Source organism: Streptococcus sp. FSL W7-1342 (genome assembly GCF_037966635.1).
GTDB classification, from domain to species: Bacteria; Bacillota; Bacilli; order Lactobacillales; family Streptococcaceae; genus Streptococcus; species Streptococcus salivarius_D.
Genome location: NZ_CP150200.1, coordinates 445,241 through 467,422, shown reverse-complemented (window position 1 = coordinate 467,422; position 22,182 = coordinate 445,241). Strand labels below are relative to the sequence as shown.

Genomic DNA, 22,182 nt, shown 5'->3' with positions numbered 1-22,182 from the left:
GCTTACATCTATAAGTATGACGGTATCATAAGCAAACCTTCCGTCTCATCCCACCCCTGCATGAGGTTGAGATTTTGCACTGCCTGTCCAGCTGCTCCTTTAAGCAGATTATCAATGACTGAAATAACTGTCAGAACATTGGTTTTTTCATTATAGGCAAATCCAATATCTGTAAAATTCGATCCGATAACGTTGTGTAATTCTGGCAAGCTGTCTTGCACACGTACAAAGGGTTTATCGCTATAACCCTTTTTAAATGCTGAAGCCACATCAGCTACAGTCACGTCCTTCTTCAACTTACAATAAACCGTAGCCATGATTCCGCGATTAACTGGTAAAAGCGACGTTGAAAACTGAATCTCAGGCATTTCTGGATTAAAGGTCTGCAAGGTTTGAACAATCTCAGGAATATGCTGATGATGATTGAGTTTATAAGTCACATAATTATCATGAACATTGACAAAATGACTAGACTCACTCAAAGCCTTACCCGCACCAGTTAAACCAGACTTAGCATCCACAATGACACTATCCGTCTCAATCAGACCAGAAGCAACCAAAGGAATCAGGGCCAGCTCCGTCGCTGTTGCATAGCATCCAGGATTGGCGATAAATTTCTTATCCTTCACATCTGTATATTCTGATAATACGTATGTAAATTTATTCAAAATACTCTGCTTGGCAGGTGATTTTTTATACCATTCTTGATAAACATCTGCCGGCAAGCGATGATCCCCAGATAAATCAATAACAGGAAAATCAGCTTGAACAAATTCCTCTGCAAGCGAACTAGCAACTCCTGAAGGTGTGGCAAAGAAAACCAAATCCGCCTTTTTCATAATCTTTTCCGCATCATAAGCTTCAATATCTAAGTCACAAACATCTGTCAGATAGGGATACACATCAGACAATCGTCGGCCCACTTCCTTGGTTGCGTGAATAGAAACAAGTTCCACTTTTTTATGATTATTCAAAATTTTAACTAACTCTAAACCACTATAACCAGTGATACCAACGATTGAAACTTTCATTTATGCACTCCTTTTTGAATAAATATGTAACCAGTTTATTGTATTTTTATTCATTTGTCAAGGAAAAACTGAAATTAATATGAAAAAAACAAGCAGTCTTTTTCAACTACTTGTTTTCACGAATGCTATCTAGTTATTAAATAAATGCAAGTTGGCAATACGATCGACCGCTTCGACCAGACGCTCTGGCTCTACCAAAAGCCCAATACGAACATAAGCATCACCCGCAGGACCAAATCCTTTACCTGGTGCCACAGCAACATGGACCTTCTCAAGTAAAAGATCCGCAAAACTCTCACTGGTGTACCCCTCTGGCACAGGCATCCAAGCATAGAAAGAACCTCTGGATGGAAAGGCCTGCCAGCCAATCTTAGCAGCTGCCTGGACAAAAGCATCTCGACGGCTATCATAAGTCGCATTCAGTTGAGCAACAACCTCCTCAGATTTAGGGTCTAAGAGAGCTGCAATCCCAGCCTCCTGCAAGGCAGGAAAGATTCCCACAAAAAGATGATCTTGAATCAGATTCAAGGCTTCAATCATCTGGTCATTCCCAGCCGCAAAGGCCAGACGCCAACCAGCCATATTGAAGGTTTTCGAGAAAGTATAGAACTCAATCCCCACATCTTTAGCACCAGGCGTTGATAAAAAGCTAGGATTCTCATAACCCTGATACCCCAAAGCTCCGTAAGCCAAATCACTCACCACTCCTACTTCGTAGGTCTTAGCCCAAGCAACCAACTTTTCATAAAAGGCCTTAGTCGCCACAGCCCCCGTAGGATTATTCGGATAATTGATATAGATAAACTTAGCACGACGAGCTGTCTCTTCAGGAATGGCATCCAAATCTGGCAAGAAATCATTTTCAGCCGTCAAAGGAAAGGTCTCATAGGCTACACGTCCTAGACTCACTCCTGATAAATAATCAGGATATCCTGGGTCAGGCAAGAGCAGGAGGTCTCCAGGATTCATCAAAGCTAGGGGCAATTCCACTAGTCCAATTTTAGCTCCACCCATGACACAAATCTCACGCTCCGAATCCAAATCAACCCCATAATGTTTCTTGTAAAAACTAGTAGCTGCTTCCTTAAAAGGACGATTGCCTCGAAACTGTGAATACTTATGGCTAGCAGGATTTTTCGCTGAAAGGCACAGCGCCTCAACAATATGGTCATAAGTCGGTTGGTCGGGATTGCCCTGACCAAGATTGATCACATCTGCTCCTTCCGCCACCTTGGCATTAACCTTAGCAACCAAACCTGCAAAAAACTGTTCTGGCAATGCCTTCAATAAGTCCGATTCTTCAAATAACATAAACGCTCCTTAATGATACAAGTCCGTGCGACGATCCTCAAAAACAGGAATCTGACCTCGAACCTTATCTACCTCTTCAAGATTAATATCGGCCGTAAAAATGCCCTCCTCATGCTCCTTGGATTGCAAGACCACATTTCCAAGTGGATCGATAACCATAGAATGCCCTGAAAAGACATCGTCTGGTCCTGTTCCGACACGATTAACCGCAACTACAAAAGCTTGATTTTCAACCGCACGCGCCTTTAACAAAATCTCCCATTGTTGCACACGAGGTTCTGGCCACTGCGCTACCACAAAAAGTACCTTGGCTCCTTGTGCCATCTGTGTTCGCACCCATTCAGGAAAACGAATATCATAACAAATGACACTAGTAGCTGTCACACCATCAAGCTCAAATACAGACTCCGAAGACCCTGCAGACATATACTGGTCCTCTGCCATGAGGCCAAAGAGATGGACCTTGCTATAGGTATTGATTAGGTCCCCAGACTTATTGTAGACGTAGGTCGTGTTGTAGAATTTGCCGTCCTTCTCAATAGCAACGGACCCTCCGATAATAGCCACAGCATGTTTCCTAGCAAAATGAGACAAGATTTCTTGAGAGTCCAAACCTTCCTTATCTGCAAGCCCATCCAGTTCATCTAAAGCATAGCCAGTATTCCACATTTCAGGTAGCACAATGACGTCAGGCTTTTCGCTAAGTGCCCTCTCCAACATCTCTTTCACGTGCTTTTTATTTTCCACAGGCTTTCCGTGAGCAACATCCATCTGTACCAATGCAATTTTCATAGTAACCTCGATTCTATATTAACCATTATAGCACTCCAAAAGACGTCACAAAAATTGAAAAATTCAATCTCATGATAAAGAAAGGCTATCAAAAAAGGCTGGACACATTGTCCAACCTGATTCATTACTTCATTAAGCAATATCAACATAACGACGGTTGCCACTCGCTGCCACATATGAAAGCCATGTGTGGCCATCGGCTGTCAAAACTTTGTCATAGTTAACACTCATGCCCTTGTCATAGTAGGCTAACTCTGGACTTGAAACCTTAGCTTCTGCCTTGATTGACGCACGACCTGTGAAGGTATAACGACCTGATTCTGGGAGACTTGGTTTTGCGGCTGGTTGACTTACTTCTGTCTTAGCTACTGCAATATCAACATAACGACGGTTACCACTTGCTGTCACGTATGAAAGCCATTGACGGCCATCGGCTGTGAGAACCTTATCGTAGTTAACACTCATACCTTTGTCATAGTAGGCCAACTCTGGACTTGAAACCTTAGCTTCTGCCTTAATTGACGCACGACCTGTGAAAGTATAAGTGCCTGATTCTGGGAGACTTGGGTTATTCGCTGGTTTCGCAACTGGTTTTGTTTCTGGCTTAGCTTCTGCCTTGGCCGCTGCAATATCAACATAACGACGGTTACCACTTGCTGTTACATATGAAAGCCATTGACGACCATCAGCTGTGACAACCTTATCATAGTTTACACTCATACCTTTGTCATAGTAGGCCAACTCTGGGCTTGAAACCTTAGCTTCCGCCTTGATTGACGCACGACCTGTAAAGGTATAAGTTCCTGTCGCTGGAAGGTTGATAGCACCTGTAGTGGCTGATTTACTTTCAGCAGGTTTGCTGCTAGCAGCATAATCGCCACCTTCGATACCGAAGTATTCTTCCAAACTCAAACCTGAATCGTGGATGTCTTTAGCTTCTTTACCCACATAGCGGATGTGCCATGCTTCTGGCATGTAGCCAGTTGAAGCTTCCTTACCTGCTTGGAAACGCACGATAAAGCCATAGTTATGTGCATTGTCTTTAAGCCATTGGCTAGCACGTGAATCTTCAAGCAAATTACCAGATTTATCGGTCAAATCAAAGACCAAACCAGTTTGATGTTCACTATATCCAGGACGAGCTGAGTAACGGTCCGCAGCTGCCTGACCATCACGGCTAACATAGTTATCGTAAAGAGTCTTTTGATAGTCATAAGAACGGAAACCACTGTATGAACGTCCAACATTCAAACCTTGGTTAATCATATCGTCACGAAGACGAACAAAAGCCGCCTTAGCTGTAGGATTCTCACCTGGGTTATAGTCCTTAGAAAGACCATGTTTTTTATTGACAATGATAATATCATCGTATTTACCACGAACACTGTAGTAAGAACCGTTATTGGTCAATTGGTGGCTAAGATCTTGAAGAACTGGAACACTGGTATGAGTGCCACCAACACCTTGAAGTTTACCATCAATCTTATAGTAGAGGTGGACAGTGTAATCACCACGATTATTCTTGTGATCGCTGATAGATACATGTGTCTTGTAGCTACCATCTGCTTGTTTACTTGCAGATGGCCATTTGAGGTCGTCTTGACCGTCTTTGTCAGACCAGACAGGAACAAGTACTTCCTGGATAGCCTTACCAGCACCTGAAACCTCAGTAATAACCACATCAAAGCCATTTTCAGTCATATTTTCAATGTTAAGCTTACCGGTAAGTTTATTTTCAGTCGGTTTAGACTCAACTGGCTTGTTTGTTGTTACTTTCACAGTCGCAACATCAACATAACGACGTTTACCACTGTAGCTGACATAAGAAATCCATTGATGATTGTCCGCTGTCAAAACCTTATCATAAAAGACAGAATCGCCATTCATAAAAACAAACTCAGTCTTGGCTGACACCTTTGGTTCGTCCTTAACATCTACAGTCTTAGTAAAGTTGTAACGCCCACTTGAAGGAAGTTTATCAGCTCCTGTCACTGCTGGTTTTTCAGCCGGTTTATCGACTGGTTTGGTTTCCATAGGCTTATTATCTACTGGTTTAACATTCTCTGAAGCAACCGGTTGGTTTGGTTTAAGATCTGACTCGCTTGTTGTAGTACCAGCTTTGTCTTGACTAACCTCTACTTTAGCAATATCAACATAGCGACGAGCACCACTAAAACTCTTGTAAGAAATCCATTGGTGACCATCTGCCAACATAACCTTATCATATGACAAGGAATCACCATCTTCGAAAGTAAATTCAGTCTTAGAGGAAACTTTAGGTTCAGATTTCACATTAGCAGTTTTCTTAAAGTGATAAGTCCCTTTGTCTGGGATTTCAAGTACTTCTGTCACTTCTGAATTATCAGTAGTTTTCTCTGGCGTAAGTTCAGGTTTTGGAGCAGGTTTAACCCCATCTTTAGGAGCCACCGGTTTAGACTCAGTCGTTTTCAAAGCCGCAATATCCACATAACGACGTGTACCACTGTAACTAATGTAAGAAATCCATTGGTGGTTATCCGCAGTCAATACCTTGTCATAGTTCACTTTGTAGCCTTTTTCCAAGGTGTAAAGTGTATCTGCAGAAGCCTTAGGTTCGTTTTTAACATTCAAGCTACGTGTCACATTATAAGTACCACTTGCTGGAAGCTTTTCAGCACCAGTAGTTTCTGGTTTTGCTTGATTAGTTTCTGTTGGTTTAACAGTTGGTATTTCAGCTTTGGCTGGTGTCAAAGTCGCAATATCGGCATAATAGCGAACATAGTCATAACCAAGGTAAGAAATCCATTGGTGATTATCAGCTGTCAAAACTTTATCATAGATGACATGGTCACCCTTGCCGAAAACAAAAGTAGGTTTGAGATCTGCTTTTGGTTCCTTCTTAATATTTGTGTCACGTGTAAAGTAGTAAGTTCCTGTCGCTGGGATATTCAAAGCACCTGTTGTGGCTTGAGCGCCATTAGAAGGTTTGCCATCCCCATTACCACTATTACCGTTACCACTACCAGCTGCCACTGGTTTCACTGGAGCATAACGACGCACACCAGAGTATGATTTGTAGCTAATCCATTGGTAACCATCAGCTGTCACGACTTGATCGTAAAAGACGCTATCCCCTGGATTTACATAAAATTCAGCCTTGGCAGAAACCTTAGGTTGATTCTTAACCTCTGTACGTTCCTTGTAGACATAAGTTCCTTGGCTTGGGAGGTCGCTTGCTGTAGTTGTAGCCGGTTGGCTCACCAAACTAGTATTGACAGCTGCTCTCGTTAAGGCAGATACATCAAAGTTAGTAGCTGTTTCAGACGAAGTATTTGTACCGCTTGTGGCTTCTGAGCTGGCAACTGTTGATTCAGAAGTTTTATCTGCTACTTGTGAGGTACTAGCACTCACTTCACTCGTAGCCTCGCTAGTGGCAGTTTCACTGGCGGTTTGACTAGTTGTTGAGACTTGGCTAGCTTTCTCACTTGACGCTGCCCCATCTGTTGCTACACCACTGAAAATATCAGCTGCTGTCACAGCATCACTATCTGAGATAGCACGCAAAGAAGCATCTGAAGGTGTTGAAACCTCATGATGCTCATCAGCCAAAGCTTGCCCCGCAAAGACCAAACTAGCTCCTAAAAGAACTGATGCTGCCCCAAATGAATATTTACGAATGGAAAAACGTTGTTGTTCGTGTAAAAATTTTTCTCGTTTCATATCAATTATTCTCTCTATCGAATTGATGTTACAGGTTGATTGTAACACTCGGTGACAAATATTACAAGTACTTTACAGAATATTACTAAATATTTCTCACTTACCCATTAGTATACCAAATTTATTTGGCTTGTTCCCACTTAAATCATAAACTGTCCGATTTTTGTCATAATCGAAAGCCGAAGCAAGCCATACTTATTTATTCGTAATTTTGTTAGGAAAAGTAGAGGGAAACATAAAAAACATGATAACTTTATACGAGTTATCATGTTTGCTTTTTAAATCATTTATCAATGTCCTACATCTGAATATGAAATATAATAACGTTGGCCATTCTTAACAAAACTATACCAGTTTCCATCAGGTAAAATTTCATATTTATCCCAGTCAACATCTCCGGCAGGAAGTGTAGAAACTGCTCCGCTATCTTTATCTGGAGCAGCATAAACAGGTGTTTCCTCATCAAGTGTCAATGTTCCAGAAGTTGCTGTCCATGCACCTCGACCACCTTCAACTCCTCCAACTTGAGAAGCTGGTGTTGTAGATTCAACCACTTGTCCACCATCTGTAGTTCCTGCTTGGGCTTGTTTTTGAGAAGAAGCTTTAGGTGCTACTGCTGAAGCCTGATTGTCATTTTCTTCATTTGAAACTGCTGAAGATGATGATTTAGCTGTTTTCTTATCCTTCTTAACAGCTTTACTTGAGCTTGAAGATGATTTCTTGACCGTCTTGGCTGGGCTACTACTTGTGTTAACACGCGCCGACTCATGACTATTAAACATAGTCACTAAGAAGACAGCAAGGATAACTACAATTAGAGCTGATAGGATACCAATGAGTTTACTTGTATTTTTCATGAGTGATATTCCTTTTCTGATAATTTACTAGGTTATTATAATATATAGACAGTTAAATTTTTCATTGAAGTCATAAACGGTGTTTTTTCCGTCATAATCAGACCACATCTTCTATTTTTAGTGTCTGTTTAAAACGATAGTCTTTAGATTGTGTTGACAAAGAACAATTAGGATACTTCCCTAAAATCTCTCGAACAGTGGACAAACCTATACCACGTCCTTCTCCTTTACTTGAGCGACCAAGTTTAAAGATGCCGACTGTATTGATAGATTCTTGAGCAATGGTATTCTCTACTATTACTACCTTTGTATCGCTACTGATAAGAGCAATGGTTACTTCTTTAGTAATGCTATCCAAACTAGCCTCAATAGCATTATCCAAAAAAATGGATAGCACTGTTATGAAATCCAACAATTCCATCCTCGATACTTCAAAGACGTCGCTGACCTCAAGGTGAACGGTAATAGACTGGTCTTGTGCTTCCAAGATTTTACTAGCCAAGACACCTTTAACGGCTTCATCTTTAATATTAATCAAGTTGGCAATTTCGTACTGTTTCCCCTCAATCCGAGTCTTTGTTTTTTCAAGGATGTTATCGTAGATATCGGAAATGATAGCTATATCTTTGGAGTCAATGCCATATTTGATACTAGACAAGATATTTAAGTAATCATGCCTAAATCGACGAAGATCAGTATAGAGTTGCTCGATTTGTTGACTATAATGAGCCAAATCACTCATTTGCCTATCTTTTTGGAGTAGGACTTCTTCTTTTAGTCTTTCGCTGAAAGTCGCATTAATGTAAACAAGGGTCGCAAGAAAGAGTAAAGCATAGGTCACCACGAGATAAACATGCCAATCTCTTCCTCCAAGGATCTGTTGCACAAAAAAGGTAATATATTGGAGAAGGAGGGCATAAGATAACATTGATATATCTATAAGCAATAAAAAGTACTTTGAAAATGACTTTCTAAAACCATAGTTCAGCGCTTTGAAATCTACTTTTAAGGTCTTAATGATTAACCAAAACACAGGAAAGACTAGCAACTCAGTGACAAGGTTTAAATGAAAATGATTCAGCACAATCAGATAATGTCGATTGATGACTAAGGCAATCCCATAAATAATAAGATTGTGAACAAGACTTTCTATGACGATTGGAAACAAGCTATAGAAAATATCTAATAACCTATTACCATAACGATTTCTGTAGAGGGAATAAACAACCAAGAAGGCATGCCCTAAAACATAGGATAGGACTGGAGAAAGCACAAACAAAAATCGGATAATCAAGGGGATGATGATATACCATCTTAGCTTTATCTTCTCGGAGGTAATGTATTGATAAATGAGAATAAAGAGGATAATCTCCGCTAAAAAGTCTAGATTATCCAACACAAAATTAATCGCTGTCATAGGCTAATTCTCTCAAGTAATTTCTTTAGTTTCAACTTTGAAACATAGCAAACGCCACCATTTTCAAAATAGACCGTCCCCGTACTTTTATCTAATTTGATGATATTTTCTGGATTAACTAGGAAGGACTTATGACATTTAAACAGTCTAGGGTCACTCTTTTCAATTTGAGAGAGACTGCCATAAAACTCAATCTGCTCCTCTTTAGTATAAAGGATAACCTTGTGGACGATATCCGAGGTCTCAAAGTACAAGATATCATGAAAGGGAACCTGAATAACGGTCTTAACATTCTCAATCCGAAAAGCGTCTTCTGGATTCTGACTCTGTATCTTTTTGCAGGTTAATAAGATAATACTTTCCAGACGCTTTTGAAAGTCCTCACCCTCCAAAGACTTATCAATAAAGTCTAGAGCTGCCAATTGGTATTGAAAAGTTAAGGGAAGATACTCTGAATGAGTCGTGAAGAAAACAATATTGGCATAGGGGTCACTCTTGCGAATCTGCTTTGCAACTTCCAAGCCTTTTTTAGTATCGTCTTTAATCTGAATGTCTAGGAAAAAGAGCTGATGAGACCCTCGCTCGGTAATAAAGTCTAACAGTTGATTGGGTTTGTCAAAAACCTCAAAGTCGCCCACTTTAATGTTATTTTTCTTAAGAATCGTATGAATAACCTCTTCAATACGATTTTGTTGGATAAAATGATCCTCTAAAACATAGATGTTAAGCATGGCATAACTTCCTTTGGCATAATCTTAAGAGAAATTCTAAGTTAGAGCATTTCTTTAATAAATGAACCTCTCTTATTTATTCAAAATGAGATTTATTGTTCTCTTTACTTATTTTACATTTTTGTTACAAAAAAGACAATAGTTTGTAACATTTTTCACTTCAATCAATTAAAAAACACCCCACAAAGTTAGATTTTATCTGTCTAACTTTTGGGGTGCAGTTCATAAATAGCAATCTTTTTTCGTACTAGTTACGATAATAAGGGAAACCTTCAGCAGTTTGGTCTTGACCAATAACAAGGTAATCAGAGCCGTTACTACCTCCAGAAATCGCTCTCAATGCAGCTGAGCTTGTATCTGAGAATACTCCTGCATAAAAAATATTATCTGAAACTCTTTGAGGCTTCAATTGAGCAGTATAACCTGTTGAGTTTTTAATAATTGTACCATCAGCGTTAATTGTAACTGATTCACCATTCGCATTAGTCCAAGTTCCCACAAGAGAGCTAATATCACCATTATCAAGGGCACCAAAGTCAAGCGATGATTGACTATTATTTGTATTCTTTTCAGATTTAACCTTGTCTGATCCAGCTGCTGCTTCAGCCACTTGTCCGCCATCTGCAGTTCCTGCTTGAGCTTGTTCTTGAGAAGAAGCTTTAGGTGCTACTGCTGAAGCCTGATTGTCATTTTCTTCATTTGAAACTGCTGAAGTTGATGATTGAGCTGATTTCTTATCCTTCTTAACAGCTTTGCTTGAGCTTGAAGATGATTTCTTAACCGTTTTAGCTGGGCTACTACTTGTGCTAACACGCGCTGACTCATGACTATTAAACTTAGTCACCAAGAAGACAGCAAGGATAACTACAATTAGAGCTGATAGGATACCAATAAGTTTACTTGTATTTTTCATGAGTGAGATTCCTTTTCTGATAATTTACGAGATTATTATAATATATAGAAAGCTAAATTTTTCATTGAAGTCATAAACAGTCGTTTTTTCGTCATAATCAGAAAATAACATTTAAAATAAAAATACTATATACATCAAACTGCCATGGATTTTGGAACAAGCATCTTAGCAACAATCTCTTTTTGTTTAGCTTTCGAAACCAAGCATGACTCTCCGTTTTCAAAATAAATAACACCTAATTCTTTGTCCAATCTCACAATGTTTTCGGGATTTACAACAAATGATTTATGGCATTTATATAGTCTGCAATCTTGTTTTACAACTTTTGATAATTGACCATAGAACTCAATTTGCTCTTCTGTTGTATGAAGAATTACCTTATGAACCGTTGGAGATGTTTCAAAATAGAGAATCTTATGAAAAGGAACTTGTATAGTTGCATTCTTTGTATCTATAGTAAAAGCACACTCTATTTGGCTCAGACCATTTTTAGAAAGTGCTAATCCAATATCAGAAATAATCCTATCTTCATATTCAATATCAGGCGCCCTATTGTAAAATGAAGTGCAACACAAAAGACATGTTCATCTGATATACTAGAGTTGCGAAAAACAGTATAAAGGAAGATGAACATGTCCACTAATTATTCTACCACAAATCAATCATACAAGCACTTATCTGAAGCTGAGCGAGGGGAAATTGAAGCTTATTTAAGCGTAGGACTCAAACCTGCTGAGATTGCTCGTAGACTAGGGAGAAATCGCTCTACTATTACTCGTGAAATTAATCGTGGTTCCATAACACAAGTGAAAAAAGTAAATGGGCAAAAGGTCTATTACCAACACTATTATGCAGATGCTGCTCATAACCGTTATCGTCATGCTAGAGAAGCCAGCTATTATTTGAAACTGGATTCCGTATCGGATGACTTTCTGAGAGCATTTACAGAAGCAATGAGAGAGAAACCAAGGGTGCATAGCGTGGATACCTTTGTTCATACCTATAGACTCCAACATGTAGATGCAGTTGTTCCTTCAACCAAGACGCTCTATAACTATATCCATCAAGGATTGTTAGAGATTAAGGTCATTGATTTGCCAAGAGCAGTGCGGATCCGTAAGAAATTTACCAAGCGCCCCTCTACCAAGAAACATCTAGGAAAGTCAATTGAAGAAAGGCCAGAAGAAATCAATAATCGTTCCCGTTTTGGAGATTGGGAAATCGATTCTGTTCTGGGTGGAAAGACAATAGGAGAACCTTCTATTCTAACCTTGGTAGAACGACAAACACGCTATGCTGTCACAAAGAAACTCGTGGAAAAGAAAGCAGAGTATGTCAATCAAGCAGTCTTAGAGTGTATGAAACTTTATCCCATTAAGTCCATAACTGCAGATAATGGAAACGAATTTTCATCATTGAGTAAGATAGAGGGATTAGATGTTTATTTTGCACATGCCTATTCATCTTATGAACGAGGTACAAATGAGAATTTCAATGGACTACTAAGAGAGTTCATTCCGAAGGGGTGTTCGTTAAAAGAACTAAATCAGAATCTTTTAGAGGACTATACAAAGGCTATCAATGAAAGACCTAGACGAATTCATGGCTATCAGTCCGCAAAAAAGCTGTTTGAGCTAACTCAAACAGCTTGAAAGATACTCACTTAATCAGAGGAACATCTTTGTTGCACTTGACTTGACAATTAGGGTTCAATATCAGGCAAATTCTTGTCAATAAAATCAAGTGCAGCTAAGCGATACTGAAAGGTTGAAGGTAGGAGTTCGGGATGTGCTGTGATGAAAACAATACTTGCATACGGATCTCGCTCACGAATCTGTTGAGCAACCAATATTCCCCCTTCGACATCACTGTCAGATCCAATATCTAGAAAAAACAGTAAATGCGAGCCCCTTTCCGTAATACGCTCTAATAATTGATTGGGTTTATCGTATAAATCAACCTTCCCAATTCTTAAAATATATATTTGTTTAGACTTGTGGATAGCATCCTCAAGACGAGCTTGTTGAAAATAATCTTCTTCTAAAACAAAAATATCTAACATAATTGAACACCTCTAATTACAACATCCTTATTCTATAACTTAAGATGCTAGTTACTCATAGAACGAATCCTATACTTTCACCTTGATTTTATAACTTTCGCTAATTTACAGCAAATGTTTCTAAAGCATATTGAACAATATATTGATTCAACTCTTGAAACTAAAAAAACACCACCCTCAAAAGAGAGTGATGTTACAACTCTTAAGAAATATCCACATAGCGTCTTGCACCACTATAAGTCGTATAAGATAACCATGTGTGTCCATCGGCTGTAAGGACCTTGTCATAGCGAACGGACATGCCTTTATCATAGTAGGCTAACTCTGGACTAGCAACACTTGGTTGAGCCTTGATAGAGCTAGGTTTGGTAAAGGTATAAGTACCAGTTGCAGCTAGGCTTGGACTTGCTGGTTGAGCAACTGCTGTTGCCTTACCATCAATAGCAATGTAACGACGGTTGCCTCCATGGCTAACATAAGAGAGCCATGTGTGACCATCTGCAGTCACCAATCTGTCATAGTTAACGGACATACCAGTATCATAGTAAGCCAACTCTGGACTCGCTACACTTGGTTCTGCTTTAATGCTAGAGCGTTCTTTGAAAGTATAGGTACCAGATGATGGTGTACTTGGTTGAACAGGTTGTTCTACAGGTTTAGTCACACTCGTTGGTGCGATAGCCACATAGAAACGATGTCCTGAATAGCTGAGATAAGAAAGCCATGTATAGCCATCATTATTGACAACCTTGTCATAGTTGACTGACATACCAGCATCGTAGTAGCTAACATCTGGGTTGGCTACCAAAGGTTGAGTCTTGATGCCAGTACGAGCGGTAAAGGTATATGAACCTGAAGCTGGAAGATTGTGGCGAGTTGCATTTTGAACTGGAACAGTTGTACTAGTGCCTCCGATACCTACCATTTTACCATCTTGGACATAGTAGAGATGGACAATGTATTCACCTGCTTCAGCCTTATGGTCACTAACATTGATACGAACCTTGTAGCTACCATCACTTTGTCTGCTAGCTTGGTGCCATACAAGGTCGTCTTGGCCGTCTTTAGCTGTCCAAACTGGAACACTTACGCCTTGAATAGCCTTGTCACCACCAGAAACATTAGTGATATGAACGTCAAAACCGAGGTTAGAGAGGTTTTCAATATTGATAGTACCGCTTGGTTTGCTTTCTTGTTGAGCAAGTTTAGCCACAGCTACATAACGTCGGTTACCATTGTAGCTGAGGTAAGAAAGCCATTCATAACCATCACCACTGACAATCTTGTCATAGTTGACTGACATACCAGCATCGTAGTAGGCCAACTCTGGGCTTGCCACACGAGGTTCTGCCTTAATGCCAGTACGAGCGGTAAAGGTGTATGAACCTGAAGCTGGAAGGTTGTGTCGGGTTGCATTTTGAACTGGAACAGTTGTGCTAGTGCCACCGATACCTACCATTTTACCATCTTGAACATAGTAGAGATGAACAATGTATTCGCCTGCTTCGGCCTTATGGTCGTTAACATTGATGCGAACCTTGTAGCTACCATCACTTTGTCTGTCAGCTTTGTGCCATACAAGATCATCTTGGCCGTCTTTAGCTGTCCAAACTGGAACACTCACACCTTGGATAGCCTTGTCACCACCAGAAACATTAGTGATATGAACGTCGAAACCAAGGTTAGAGAGGTTTTCAATACTGATAGTGCCACTTGGTTTGCTTTCTTGTTGAGCAAGTTTTGCCACAGCTACATAACGGCGGTTGCCATTGTAGCTGAGGTAAGAAAGCCATTGGTAACCATCACCACTGACAATCTTGTCGTAGTTGACTGACATACCAGCATCATAGTAGGCTAACTCTGGACTTGCCACACGAGGTTCTGCCTTAATGCCAGTGCGTTCTTTGAAGGTGTAAGTTCCTGAGTCAGGAAGGCTATAGCTAGTAGTTGTATGCGTTTCTTCAACCTTGGCAGGAACTGTGTAAGCTGTGCCACCCACACCAACTAATTTACCATTAGTTTCAACATAGTAAAGATGAACATTGTAGAGACCACGTTCATTCTTATGGTCACTTAGACTGACGTTAACCTTGTAGTTGCCATTGTTAAGACGAGTTGCATTGTACCAAATGATATCATCTTGGCCATTCTTTTCAGACCAGATTGGAACAGATACCCCGAGGACACCGTTTTGGTCTGAAACATTACTGATAACTACACTAAAGTCACCATTGTCATGACTTTCAATAGCGATATCGCCTCTTGGTTTAGCTACAGCCTCTGCAACAGCACCTAGGTCGACATAACGACGAGTACCACTGTACGAAGTATAAGAAATCCAACGGTGGTTGTCCGCAAGCAAAGATCTATCGTAGTTGACTGACATGCCTGGATCAAAATTGAACTCAGTCTTGGCAGTCAAGCTAGGTTGGTTCTTCACATCTGCAGGTTTAGTGAAGTAATAAGTACCACGTTCAGGGATAGTTTCATCTCTAGTCGCTTCAGTAGTGCTACTAGTGTTTTCGGCCTTCAAAGCTGCGATATCAGCGTAGTAGCGTTCATAATCGTAACCAATGTAAGAAATCCATTGGTGATTATCTTTCTTCAAGACCTTATCATAGATAACATGGTCGCCTGCACTAAAGACGAAAGTAGGTTTGATATCCATGATTGGAGCTGTACGAATTTCAGTTGTGCGACGGAAATAATAGGTACCGTTCGATGGGATGTCAAGAGAGCCATCAGCAGTCACAGGACCATCTACACCTGGCTGACTAGCATTAGTTAAGACAGTACGAAGACTAGTATCGACAGCTTCACGGTCAGTACCTCTAACTTCTGCTACTTCTGAAGTTGCTGAACGGTTAATCTCACTAACTACTTCAGAGCTAGCTACTGATGACACTTCAGAACGTGGAGTAGCCACTTCTGATCTAGAAACAGAAGCGACAGCAGATGCAGAATGAGCAACCTCTGCTGGTACTTCCAAAGAAGCAACCTCGCTGGACACTACACTACTAGCTTCAGAAGAAGCAACTTCACTGCTAGCAAGCTTAGGTCTTGGTGCTTCTGATCTTGACGCAGGTTCATTGAGGACATCGGTAACAGCTTCTGAAGTTGCCTGGTCAATTTGGGGTGCTTCAGAATTATTTACAGTAACTTCATAGTCTGTGATAGAACCTGTGCTATTGGCTTGTTCCTGAGCCAAAGCATGCCCACCAAGCATCAAGCTCGCACCAATTAAGACTGATGCAGCTCCAAAAGAATATTTACGTATTGAGTAACGTTGACGTTCCTTAAAAACATATGCCTTTCTCATTTTGATCACTCTCACTTTCTAGGCTGTTTGATAAAGATTGGAACCGTTTTCATACTTCTATTATACCTCTTTGAAATATTTTTTACAATTATTTCAATATTATTACTAAACTTTATTTTGTAGAAAATTGATAGCTAATTCTTTCAGATAACTATGATTAAGAAAAGCCCAAAGGGGCTACCTGAGGGCTTTTGCTACATCTAATTCCTTGACACATTAAGCAAATCTGAATAGATTAATTAATTCATTCTGGGTTGATTTGACTATAGGTATCAATCTAGTCTAACTATGATTCATCATAGATGTATTCTTCTAAATGTTCAGTCACTGTAATCTCATCGCAGGAGCTAACATTTTGAAAGTCCTTAATGTAAACAATTTTATACTGATTTGGTAGAAGTAATGGAAAGGCAATTGGCTTACCATTCTTACACACGCGAAACATCTGAAGGCTATCTGTTACGTTACTAATAAAGACAAACGGAAACAAATGAGGACTGGGAGAATCCAAATAGTGATAGGTCCCCTTTAAGGTACCACTAGTACTTCTCACTTCTCCATGTTCTTTTTGAGACATTTTTAAAGCGCACTCCTTCTACTACTTGTAATTTCCTTTTCTTAAGTACCGAGGGACAATACCATTAATCTAATTTATTGTAAACATGCATCCGACCATATATCGCATCAGAACCGAAACGAATCTGTCCATTACTATCAAAGAAAATTGGGTCACTGGTTGGTCCATCATTATGAGCAAAACCTGCTACATAACCGCCATCTTGAGCAAAACCATTAAAGAGCTGACTACTTGTATCACTATAACCACTTTCAGCACCAACACGGGTTACACTACCGGATGGGGATACTGTAATTGTGTCCCCTAAGTCATTTTGATAGGTACCAGCAACACTAGAGAAATCACCATTAGCCATTGCTGTAACATCCACTGCTGTGGTAGCTGGTGTTTGTTCCGCTGAAGCGGCTGGTTGTTCTGTCGTCGTTCCTTGATTTACTCCGGCTGTTTCTTCACTAGGATTTGTTGGGGCAACTTCTTGTTGAGTAGATCCAGCAACATTTCCGGCTGATGGTTGTGAATTCTTTTCTCCAGAGGTTTCTTTTGAGACTTCTTCTGAACTAGAAGATTTTGTCTTTTTCTCAGACTTCTTCGATTTTTCTTTTGAAGATGGTTTTGTCGATTTCACTTTCTGACTAACCTTACTAGAGCTCGATGTTAATGTGGCTTCCTTCTTGTTATTACCACATGCACCAAGTAATAGAACGGAAGTTAAAGCGAGTGCGGTTAAAGTTGTGAAACGTTTTGTAGCAGGTTTCATAATAATTCTCCTTAATACTCTATTTTAGACTGTGTCATTTTCAAAAATCTTGATGAATAAGTTATATTCTTTAGTTCTTCTTATGAATCTAATATACTGCATATTTTAAAAAAAAGGACACGTATGTCCTGCTCTATTCTTTCATAGCATCTCTCATTTTCTCTGACATGATGTCAGCTAAAGAGGTATCTCCTAATAATCTAGCCAGCTTTTCGTCTAGTTTCATTAGGTTATTTGGCTTATCTAAACTAGTCGCATGCATCAATTGATATTTGAGATTGAGGTATTCTACCGGCAACTTTGAGCCTATAGCTCTCTCTCCAAGCAATTCCGATAAAGATATATTCAGACGTCTTGCCAAGTGCTCTAAGGTTTCTAGTTTAGGTTGAGACTTCCCTGTCTCTATACGTGTCAATTGTCGTACTGATAAAACCTCATCCCCTTCACAAAATTTTTCTTTAGTGAGTCCTTGTGCTAATCTCAACTCTCTTAACCGATGACCAAAGTCTTGTCCAAACATCGCTAGCTCCCTATTACTTGAAACTATTATAATTTTTATGATTTGTAATAGTATACCACCCAATATTCACTATTTCAATTGTGAAATGAAAAATAATTATTACTTTCAATACCGCTTACAAGTCAAAACCACCCGTGAGAACAGGTGGCTTGCTCTTCGGCTGAAAGCCTCTGCTACCGGCCGAGGCCTAAAGGCCTACCGAATGGTTCCCCTTCAGCACCACCTTTGCTAGCTGACCCGTCTAGCGGGTCTCTTTAAGATTACTTTCTTTTATTCTTCTCACCTGTAAACGGATCATACTCCTCAAACAGACTAAGCTGATCTGCTACCACGTCTTCTTGTAATTGATTACGAATATATTCTTCAATTCGCTTCTGATTTCGCCCAACCGTATCAACATAAAACCCTCGACACCAAAATTTGCGATTCCCATATTTATACTTTAAATTTGCGTGTCGGTCGAATATCATTAAGCTACTTTTACCCTTTAAATATCCCATAAATGAAGAAATACTTAGTTTCGGTGGTATACTCACTAACATGTGAATATGATCTGGGCAAGCTTCTGCTTCATGAATTTCAACGCCTTTTCTTTCACATAATAACCGTAAGATTTGACCAATACTTGCTTTGTATTTCCCATAGATTATCTGACGTCTATATTTTGGGGCGAAAACAATATGATACTTACAATTCCATGTAGTATGTGCTAAACTATTATTATCCTGTCTCATCAGGGGTCCTCCTTTTGTATATTAGTTAGTGGTCGGGAAACCTTATCTAATATAACACTTTAGGGGGACTTTTTTGATACATCGCTAAAAGCTTTTCGGAACCACTAACACTGCTACTAGTTTTCGAAAAACGAAATAATAACCTTCGGTACAGATTACATGTATAGGGATATTAGTACGTCTATTCGATATTAAAAAAATAATCTAGATAATCACTAATTTCACTAGCAATATTCGCTAATGAATTTTTGACATCAATGACTCCCAATAGTTCGAGATGCTCATTGAATATTTTTCTATAATCAACATTTGGGATCAATAAAATAATTTGTGCACTTACGTTACTCCTCCTAATCTCTTTAACTTTTTTTTCATAGTTACTTTTCTCTGTAAGTGTGATAAAATTTAGACTGTTAGTGTTTGTAGTAATTCTTATAGAATTGAAATAATTTCTAACTTTAACTTTTAACTTGTATTTTTTTATATACTTTTTAATAGTTATCAAAAGCCAAAAGTGCTTCACAATATTGAACATAATTCACCTCCAATTACTATTTTTATTATAGCTTGGTTATACCGTTTGATTAGTCATATATCATAAACGGTTCATTTATTGTCATCTACTGAAAAAATATACCGATGTAATAGTTTATAGACTTGTTACGATGTACAAATATTATCTTGGATTGGAGTCACCTATTGTGAGTGTATGTTTTAATACAAAAGATTCAGTTATGGAATCAAATTATGACGACTTATATCGCATAGTTATAGATAAGAAAAAAATCTTTACTTAAAAATTTCCATACTTATTATGTATATTGCATGTTAGGGGAAAAATAACTGTATTTGCAGAGAAATATGGATTTTTGTTTAGACGTCATAGAAATGAATTAATTAACCTTAAAAAGAGTATCATTCTTATCTAAAACAACAAATCATATAATTTTTAATACTGAAAAATACTTCAATGCTTTTGCTCTAGGAAAAAGGAAACACAGTTACTAAATATTTTATTGAATGGGGAGTAAACTAATTGTTAAATATTTTTATTTTAGAAGATGATTTCTTACAACAATCACGAATAGAAACAGTTATTAAGGATGTTATTGCAAAAAAATCTCTAAAATGTAAAGGACCTGAGATTTTTGGAAAACCTAGCCAGCTACTTGATGCGATTACCGAAAGAGGTTCTCATCAACTTTTCTTTTTAGATATTGAAATTAAAGGAGAAGAAAAAAAGGGGCTAGACATTGCGAAAGAAATTCGAAAAAAAGATCCTAATGCAACAATTGTTTTTGTAACAACACATTCAGAATTTATGCCAGTCACTTTTAAATATAGAGTTGCTGCACTAGATTTTATCGATAAAGCTTTGGATGATGAAGATTTTTATGAACGTGTTCATTTAGCAATTGAATATACCATGAATAAAATGGGTGCTACTATTGCCCAAGATTCATTTACTTTTGAAACAGCTACGGCTCAAGTTCAAGTTCCTTTTAACAATATCTTATTTTTTGAAACGTCTCCAACAATACATAAAGTTATTTTGCATACTAAAGAAGAACGAATGGAGTTCTACGCCAGTATTTCAGAAGTTGAACGAGCTGACGAACGCTTATATCGATGCCATCGTTCATTTATCGTTAATCCTGAAAATATCGTTAAGATCAATAAAGAAGAGAAAATGGTAATGTTTGAAAATAATAATGAATGTCCCATTTCCCGTACGAAATATAAGGGCCTCCTAGAAAAAGTTAAATCTCTGAAAAGCTAAGGTGTTTCTATGGATATAGTTATAAATTTATTGCTGTTCTATTCTAAGATATTAGTAGCATTGTTACTGTTTCAACAGGTTAGTAACCAACCAATCAAACCTTTGTGGTGTATTATTGGTCCATTTTTGTATGTTCTACTCCTCATCATATGTCCTCCTGTTGGGTACTTTGCTTTCTTTTTTATCTTTATTGCTTATAACATATATCAAAATAAGTATGGTAGTAAAACACTTGATATTTTTTATGGCTTGTACCCCGTTATCGTTGAAAGCTTGCTAGGTAGAATGTTAGGATTCTACGTTTTCCCTCTACTAGGAGTCTCAGTCTTCAATGAAGTCAAACTAAGTTGGTTTGATATCTTAATTGAATTACTGGTTTTCCCTCTTCATTTACTCATAGTAAAATCTCTTAGGTTAGATTTTAACGAAATAAAAGAAGGTTTCAAGCGTTACTATTTCAGGTATTTATTATTACTGATCAACATCTCCATGTTTGTATATATGCTCTTAGTTTCTATATTGGTTATTTATAGAGACAAATTAGCTGATGCAGATAACTGGAGAGGACATATTAATAACTTTTATATTGTTCTGTTTTTTGTAATGCTACTCTATCTCAATGCAATTTCAAAAGAAAAACTAGAAAAGGAAATAATTGAGCAAAAAGATACTCAACTAAATGAACTATCTAGTTACAGCCATCATGTTGAATCACTTTATGAGGAAATTAGAAGTTTCCGTCATGACTACATTAATATTTTGACCAGTCTAAAATTAGGAATTGATAATCAAGATATTGAAGCTATTAAAACTGTTTACAATGGCGTACTTAGAGATAGTGCAAACCAATTCTATGATAGTAAGTTTGATATTGCTAAACTTAGTAATATTAAGAATGATGCTATCAAAAGTATTCTTTCCGCTAAATTACTTGAGGCACAAAATAGGGGAATTTCAATTTCTGTTGAGATTGAAGAACCTGTTAGTAATTTTAGGATAGAATTACTAGATTTCATAACTGTTCTTTCTATCCTTTGTGATAATGCCATTGAAGCCACCATTAAAGCCACAAGTCCTAGAATGACTGTTGTTTTCATAAATAATGATGATTCATTGGTACTTATCGTTGAAAATAGTATAAAATCAGAAAAAGTGGATGTTAGTCATATTTTTGCTAGGGGGTACTCTAGTAAAGGGGAAGGAAGAGGTCTTGGGTTACATAATGTAAATAGCATATTAGAAAAATACCCTAAATCTACGATTACCACTCGTAGTGCAAATCATCTCTTTTCTCAAACTATCAGATTTTGTAAGTAATTATAGATTTTGTAAGGTATCTTTATAGGTATTAAGTGAGGCTCAATAAGGAGTCCACTGAAAAAATAATCTCTATAGTTTAAAAAATATAAAAAGAGGAATCTATCTCACATTTGGGTAGATTCCTCCTTTTGTTTACTTATTTGGTTTTATTAGTGTTATAATCTTCTTCATATTAACTACGAATTTAGTCGTTACTGCTTATAACTCCATATGGTAATAACCTTATGCCTTCATGTCTGTATTTAAATTATACTTTTTTGGTATATAGCTTGTAGCAATGTCTTTTCTTAAAAATATGGTGTTGCCTGAAATCTCTTCTAAATATTGGTTAATTCTCTTATGCAAGAACTTTGAACGTTCAC

Annotated in this window: 18 protein-coding genes and 1 pseudogene; 3 read left to right on the top strand and 16 right to left on the bottom strand. The window is 38.2% G+C overall.

The features are described 5' to 3' along the window. Window positions 1–8 precede the first annotated feature (8 nt). The 9 genes and pseudogenes from argC to NSQ79_RS02360 all read right to left on the bottom strand — a co-directional run. A complete protein-coding gene (gene argC, locus NSQ79_RS02400) occupies window positions 9–1,031 on the bottom strand; it encodes an N-acetyl-gamma-glutamyl-phosphate reductase (protein ID WP_061652485.1) in 1,023 nt (340 codons plus the stop codon). Window positions 1,032–1,160: 129 nt separating this feature from the next. Beyond that, the gene (locus NSQ79_RS02395; protein ID WP_014633506.1) at window positions 1,161–2,342 is read right to left on the bottom strand and encodes a pyridoxal phosphate-dependent aminotransferase; all 1,182 of its coding nucleotides are present in this window, start codon (window positions 2,340–2,342) and stop codon (window positions 1,161–1,163) included. A gap of 9 nt (window positions 2,343–2,351) precedes the next feature. Continuing rightward, complete coding sequence (locus NSQ79_RS02390) at window positions 2,352–3,134, bottom strand: carbon-nitrogen family hydrolase (RefSeq protein ID WP_002886767.1); 783 nt, start codon at window positions 3,132–3,134, stop codon at window positions 2,352–2,354. 132 nt (window positions 3,135–3,266) lie between these two features. Beyond that, window positions 3,267–6,833 (bottom strand): LD-carboxypeptidase LdcB/DacB, encoded by a 3,567-nt coding sequence (gene ldcB / locus NSQ79_RS02385; RefSeq protein WP_138261821.1) that lies wholly within the window; start codon window positions 6,831–6,833, stop codon window positions 3,267–3,269. Window positions 6,834–7,123: 290 nt separating this feature from the next. Next, on the bottom strand, window positions 7,124–7,690 hold the full coding sequence (locus tag NSQ79_RS02380; RefSeq protein ID WP_002886764.1) for a transcriptional regulator: 567 nt from the start codon (window positions 7,688–7,690) through the stop codon (window positions 7,124–7,126). Window positions 7,691–7,787: 97 nt separating this feature from the next. Continuing rightward, window positions 7,788–9,107, bottom strand: coding sequence for a GHKL domain-containing protein (locus NSQ79_RS02375; RefSeq protein WP_049528314.1), 1,320 nt, complete (start codon window positions 9,105–9,107; stop codon window positions 7,788–7,790). Then, window positions 9,104–9,838 (bottom strand): response regulator transcription factor, encoded by a 735-nt coding sequence (locus tag NSQ79_RS02370; protein WP_002886762.1) that lies wholly within the window; start codon window positions 9,836–9,838, stop codon window positions 9,104–9,106. The genes NSQ79_RS02375 and NSQ79_RS02370 overlap by 4 nt, the downstream gene beginning before the upstream one ends. Before the next feature lie 247 nt (window positions 9,839–10,085). Continuing rightward, window positions 10,086–10,751, bottom strand: a complete 666-nt coding sequence (locus tag NSQ79_RS02365; protein WP_002886760.1) for a DUF6287 domain-containing protein — start codon at window positions 10,749–10,751, stop codon at window positions 10,086–10,088. A 134-nt stretch (window positions 10,752–10,885) separates the two neighbouring features. Next, window positions 10,886–11,296: pseudogene (locus tag NSQ79_RS02360) on the bottom strand (LytTR family DNA-binding domain-containing protein); the annotation flags it as partial. A gap of 87 nt (window positions 11,297–11,383) precedes the next feature. Here NSQ79_RS02360 and NSQ79_RS02355 point away from each other — a divergent pair. Beyond that, window positions 11,384–12,403 (top strand): IS30-like element IS1139 family transposase, encoded by a 1,020-nt coding sequence (locus tag NSQ79_RS02355; protein WP_171021848.1) that lies wholly within the window; start codon window positions 11,384–11,386, stop codon window positions 12,401–12,403. 50 nt (window positions 12,404–12,453) lie between these two features. Here the strand turns inward: NSQ79_RS02355 and NSQ79_RS02350 are convergent, their stop codons facing one another. From NSQ79_RS02350 to NSQ79_RS02320, 7 genes are all read right to left on the bottom strand, one after another. After that, a complete protein-coding gene (locus NSQ79_RS02350) occupies window positions 12,454–12,813 on the bottom strand; it encodes a hypothetical protein (RefSeq protein ID WP_225901310.1) in 360 nt (119 codons plus the stop codon). Window positions 12,814–13,015: 202 nt separating this feature from the next. Further along, complete coding sequence (locus tag NSQ79_RS02345) at window positions 13,016–16,132, bottom strand: SH3 domain-containing protein (protein WP_002886757.1); 3,117 nt, start codon at window positions 16,130–16,132, stop codon at window positions 13,016–13,018. A gap of 286 nt (window positions 16,133–16,418) precedes the next feature. Then, a complete protein-coding gene (locus tag NSQ79_RS02340) occupies window positions 16,419–16,709 on the bottom strand; it encodes a hypothetical protein (RefSeq protein WP_002885564.1) in 291 nt (96 codons plus the stop codon). A gap of 64 nt (window positions 16,710–16,773) precedes the next feature. Further along, entirely contained in the window at window positions 16,774–17,466 is a 693-nt protein-coding gene (locus NSQ79_RS02335; protein ID WP_002886755.1) for a DUF6287 domain-containing protein, read from the bottom strand. A gap of 133 nt (window positions 17,467–17,599) precedes the next feature. Continuing rightward, a complete protein-coding gene (locus NSQ79_RS02330) occupies window positions 17,600–17,986 on the bottom strand; it encodes a helix-turn-helix transcriptional regulator (protein WP_002886754.1) in 387 nt (128 codons plus the stop codon). A 260-nt stretch (window positions 17,987–18,246) separates the two neighbouring features. After that, window positions 18,247–18,720: an IS200/IS605 family transposase gene (gene tnpA / locus NSQ79_RS02325; RefSeq protein ID WP_013990678.1), complete on the bottom strand. Its 474-nt coding sequence runs from the start codon at window positions 18,718–18,720 to the stop codon at window positions 18,247–18,249. Between the two features lie 181 nt (window positions 18,721–18,901). Further along, the gene (locus tag NSQ79_RS02320; RefSeq protein WP_049529128.1) at window positions 18,902–19,255 is read right to left on the bottom strand and encodes a hypothetical protein; all 354 of its coding nucleotides are present in this window, start codon (window positions 19,253–19,255) and stop codon (window positions 18,902–18,904) included. 501 nt (window positions 19,256–19,756) lie between these two features. Between NSQ79_RS02320 and NSQ79_RS02315 the strand changes: the two genes are divergently transcribed. Both NSQ79_RS02315 and NSQ79_RS02310 read left to right on the top strand, forming a co-directional pair. Beyond that, window positions 19,757–20,500, top strand: coding sequence for a response regulator transcription factor (locus NSQ79_RS02315; protein ID WP_339313789.1), 744 nt, complete (start codon window positions 19,757–19,759; stop codon window positions 20,498–20,500). A 9-nt stretch (window positions 20,501–20,509) separates the two neighbouring features. Next, a complete protein-coding gene (locus tag NSQ79_RS02310; protein ID WP_339313787.1) occupies window positions 20,510–21,817 on the top strand; it encodes a GHKL domain-containing protein in 1,308 nt (435 codons plus the stop codon). Window positions 21,818–22,182: the final 365 nt, after the last annotated feature.